Annotated in this window: 3 protein-coding genes; all 3 read right to left on the bottom strand. The window is 65.5% G+C overall.

The features are described 5' to 3' along the window. Positions 1–477: hypothetical protein (locus ACKOED_RS04040; protein WP_408915291.1), on the bottom strand; the 477-nt coding region annotated here is incomplete at its 3' end. Positions 478–519: 42 nt separating this feature from the next. Next, positions 520–1893 carry a radical SAM protein gene (locus tag ACKOED_RS04035; protein WP_408915290.1) on the bottom strand — a complete coding sequence of 458 codons (1374 nt, stop codon included), beginning with the start codon at positions 1891–1893 and terminating at the stop codon, positions 520–522. A gap of 1 nt (position 1894) precedes the next feature. Beyond that, the coding region (locus tag ACKOED_RS04030) for an SPASM domain-containing protein (RefSeq protein ID WP_408915289.1) at positions 1895–2618 on the bottom strand (724 nt) is incomplete at its 5' end.

Raw genomic sequence — 2618 nt, 5'->3', positions numbered from 1 at the left:
GCCTTGCACGGTGCGCGTCTGCGCCAACGGACGCTGAGGAGGCTCGACCCCGGCCAGGACCAGTCCTGCGTCGATTTCGGCATCAGTGTAGGGCTGCTGGCCGTTCTCGTGGCGGATGATCGCCAAGGTGAGCGGGCGCAGGATCGCGTAGTCATGAACGTCGATCTCGTCGTCCACCCCAACGCCCACACTCGCGGCCACGGCCCGCACATAGGCGCCGGTATCGTTCTCGTTCGCCGGCGCCCAACGACCGATCATCTGCTTGATGGTCTTGAGGCCGACCCTGTCCTGGTACGCGATCAGGGTCCGGGCGAGCGCCCGGATGCCCCATTTGGCGGAGGCGAACTGGAAGAACTCCGAATCTGTCTGCTCGGCGGCCAACCCCTGCCAGGGATCGGCGGACCGGCGCAGATTGCCGGGATTGTGGTTGCGAATGCCGCGCGGCAGCGCGCGGCCTCGAGCGATCGAGGCAGTCATGGTCGTTCTCCTGGGATGAATGCCGCCGCAATGGCGGCGGGGTCAGGCGGCGGCGAGTTCCGCCGGCAGCGTGATCACGGGGATACGGGTCGGCAGGCCGTCACGGCGCATGACCGGGCCCTCGATTTCGACGAGGACGAGCCGGGTGAGCCAGTAGAGGGATGCCGCGAGGACGGCGAGATTGTGCGTGAAGCTGTTGTCGCAAGCCTGCCGCCACAGTCCGTCTTCGAGGAACAGGCAAGCCCCCTGGCAAAGCTGTAGCACCGGACAACTCCGGCACTCGGCGCGGGTCGACCAGTGATGGGCCGTGGTCAGGCGAATGTCCTCGAACGCCTCGATCGAACCGATCCGGTGCTTGGTGGCGGCACTGGTGTTCTGACAGGTCAGGGCATTGCCCTTGAGATCGACGGCCAGATCGGTCGGCCGGTCCATGCCGCATTTCTGGCCGAGGGAAGATGCCGGACGCGACTGCGCGATCGAACGGAAGAACTCCTCGATCTTCGAACGTAGGGTCGAGACCGGCATGCTCTCACCGCGTACGGCTTCCCAGAACACCGCCTCCAGATAGACGCGATGCTCGCTCTCGGTCTGGGGCGAAAGGGCGACGCCGCCCTGATCGTAGGGCAGCAGGATTTCTTCGGTGGTGAGCGGAATTTCGTCGACGGGCACGCCCAGGCGCTCGGCGATATGCCGCCGCACTGCGGCTAGCGACGTGTTGTGCTTGTGCAGCACGCAGTTGAACCCGATCCGACCCCAGGGGCGCAGACGGTCGTAGAGCTTGCGGATCGCGGCGCGCTGGTCCGGATCGTCGAGCGGGTCCGGCCCGCGATAGCGCATGGCCGGGCCGTCATGGCTGATCCCAACGCCGAAACCGAGCTTGTCCAAGAACTCGATCTTGTCGTCGTCGATCAGCGCGCCGTTGGTGATGACGTTGAAGCGAGCCTTGGGATAGGCCGATCGCAGCGCGCCAGCGAGCACGCGAAAAGTCTTCCAATAGACGAGCGGTTCGCCGCCCCAGAATTCGATCCGGACACCTCTGCCATCGCCCGTCTTGCCGCCGTCGAACCATGTCGGCAGGCGGCGCAGGAAGGACTGAACATCGCCCATGTCGCCCTGGATCTCGTGGGGCTGAGACGCTTGATTGCAGTAGGTGCAGGCGTAGTTGCACTTGAGCCCCATCTGAATTTTCAGCACGCGGATGTCGCGGCTTTTTCGCCCCGGATTCGCCGGAGACACGGGCTCCGCAGGCGTCCAGTCCGGCGGCGACGGGTCGTATCCCGTGCCGACCGCCCGCAGATCGACGGGCTCGCCGGTATCTTCCCAGCGAAGTTCCGAGCTGTGCGGGCGGTAGAGCAGTGCGCGCGCGTATCCGTTCCGGCCCGCCATCGCGAGCCGGTATTCGAGCATTTCAGTCATGTCAGGGCACCTTGATCTGATTGCGCGCGAGGGCGCCGTTCTCTTGTTCGTCGAGCCAGACAAAGACCCGATGCTTCTCGCGGGACAGCCGGCAGTCGAGTTCGTGGGTCTGGGACAGATGGCAATTGCCCCGGCACCAGGCGCGCACCGGGCAGGCTTGGCACTCAGCACTTTTCACCCAGCGCCAGGCATGATCGAGCGCCGCCTGCTCGACCTGATCTCGCGGCCCGGTCTCGTCGAATAGATGGCCGGTTCGGAAGCCGCGCTTCACACTGTGGTGGCAGGCATAGCGGTTGCCGGCGAGATCGACCGACAGATGGCTGGCGCTGTGGCACAGCGGCTCGACGGGAGCCGCCGCGCGCGCCAAACCGCGCCGCCATTCATCGAGATGGCCGTCGAAGAACAGGCTGGCATATCGATGGCCCGCCAGCCGCATCCGCGCCAGCTCCCAGAGGTGCTCGACATGGCGGTCGAGACTCTCGGGCGTGAACCAGTATCGAGGCGCGCATCCCCTGGTCGTGCGAACCCAATGGGCATAGGGCCAGAACGGCCGGCCATATTCCGCTTCGAGCCGGTCGAGCTTCTCGAACAGCGGCCAGATGACCGGGTTCTCGGCGGTGAACAGGAAGGAAATGCTCGACCGCTTGAGCCTGCGCACCATGTCCCATGCCGGCTGGCCAAACTCGCCATGGTCGCTGACGACGACGTAGAAGCTCCAGTCGTTC

Origin of the sequence: Aestuariivirga sp., assembly GCF_046093005.1 — a bacterium.
In the GTDB taxonomy this organism is placed as follows: domain Bacteria; phylum Pseudomonadota; class Alphaproteobacteria; order Rhizobiales; family Aestuariivirgaceae; genus Aestuariivirga.
Note: the sequence above shows the minus strand (reverse complement) of the source record. Positions and strands in the feature narration are given on the sequence as shown.